This is a genomic window from Actinomycetota bacterium (assembly GCA_013152275.1).
In the GTDB taxonomy this organism is placed as follows: Bacteria; Actinomycetota; Acidimicrobiia; order Spongiisociales; family UBA4744; genus BMS3Bbin01.
Map to the genome: position 1 here is coordinate 1 of JAADGS010000072.1, position 1,518 is coordinate 1,518.

General features: G+C 59.8%; 2 protein-coding genes. One reads left to right on the forward strand and one right to left on the reverse strand.

Annotation, left to right across the window (positions count from 1 at the left end):
* Nucleotides 1-745, reverse strand: a 745-nt coding sequence (locus GXP34_11655; protein NOY56626.1) for a histidine kinase, incomplete at its 3' end; no start/stop codon positions are given.
* A gap of 162 nt (nucleotides 746-907) precedes the next feature.
* On the opposite strand from GXP34_11655, the gene GXP34_11660 reads away from it, so the two are divergent.
* Nucleotides 908-1,393 carry a hypothetical protein gene (locus GXP34_11660; GenBank protein NOY56627.1) on the forward strand — a complete coding sequence of 162 codons (486 nt, stop codon included), beginning with the start codon at nucleotides 908-910 and terminating at the stop codon, nucleotides 1,391-1,393.
* The last annotated feature ends 125 nt before the right edge of the window (nucleotides 1,394-1,518 follow it).

Genomic DNA, 1,518 nt, shown 5'->3' on the forward strand with positions numbered 1-1,518 from the left:
CGATCATTTGGCGAGCCGTTGTGGGGTCGTCATCCCAGATGCTGTTCACTCCCTCAAGCTGGACCGCCACGGCGCTGAGCGTGTGCGCCAGTGTGTCATGCAATTCACGGGCCAGGCGCCGCCGCTCCTCGCTCATGGCCAACCGCTCGCGTGCAATTGCACCCTCCGCCAGGGCTTCGCGCTGCAAGCGGAGTGCGCTCACCAGCTTTGTGATGACAAGGCCGACAAACGTGAACAGGGTCGCCCGGCCGAGCATCAACCCGCCGAGCAGGGCGAGATCGGCGCCCATGTCCTCAAGCGGCGGAATTGTCAGCGCAGCCTCAAGGAAGAACGTTCCGACCGAGAAAAACAGCACCCAGCGGAACCGGTATTGCCACGCAACGAAGATCAGCGGGACGAACAGATAGAAGAACAACAACCAGTAGTCGGCAATCGCCTCGTTCGCCGAAGCACCCTCGGCGAGGCGGGCAATGATCGTGATCCTGCTCTCAACAATCGGACCGATCGCCGCGACCCACAGGGCGATCGGCAGATACTTTCTCCCGAGCCGGGCCTGGAGCCGGTGAGTGGCGAGATAGATGAACAAGAACCCGAGGATGATGATCCCCGGTTCCGGGACGAACAGCGGGTCGCCCGCAGCACGGTCCTGTCCAATGAGCTGCAAGAACACCAATAGGGCGAGCCGAACCGCTACGTACCAGCGGAACAAGCGGATGAGGCCCGGTTCGATATCTGTATGTGCCACGAATCCATTATCGGCGCTAAATCCCGTGTGGCCAGGGTTTTGTGACATCTGTCATATGCGATGTGACAAATGCACATCGGTTCGTGATCCCAGCTACTGGTCGCCAGGCGGCGGATGTCGTGCAATGGATATTGAAACCCAACGAGTTCATGGAGGTAAACCATGAAGCAGAAAAAGATCCGCATACTGGCGAGTGTTGCCGCTCTGGCACTGATCGCCAGCGCCTGCAGCATCAACGTCGAACGCAACGTCGACGGGTCGCTCCAGGTCACGGGAGAGATAACGGCCCAAGCGCTCGCCACCGAATTTGAGCGCGACCCGGACAACGACTCCGTGAAACTGTCCATCAACGATGGTGTCATGTTGCTCGACGTCGAGGGTGTCGACGAGAACGGCGAGTACGTTGCGAACCTTCGTATCGAACTCTCCGCCGTCGACGGGGTGCTGGTGGTCAACATCACCGAGGCGTTCTACAACGGTTGGACCGTTCCCGATGACATGAGGAAAGAGTTCAACGCCGAGATTTCGAAGGAAATCAGGGAGGGGCTTGACGAAAACCCCGACGCCACGCTGGTCTCCCTCGTCGCCGACAACGACAAGATAGTTGCCGAGTGGCGGGTCGAGACAGAGGACTCCAAGAAGAGCTGATCCCACCTACGCACAAGCAACGATGGGCCCGGGTTGTATCCCGGGCCCATCACGCGTCACTGCCGTCTTCGGCGTGGTTCCCTGGGTTTTGGCGTAGCTGGGGGCCATATATGGCCCCCAGCTAC

Coding starts and splice junctions, on each gene's coding strand:
- GXP34_11660 (NOY56627.1), top strand. CDS start 908: ATGAAGCAGAAAAAGATCCGCATACTGGCGAGTGTTGCCGCTCTGGCA.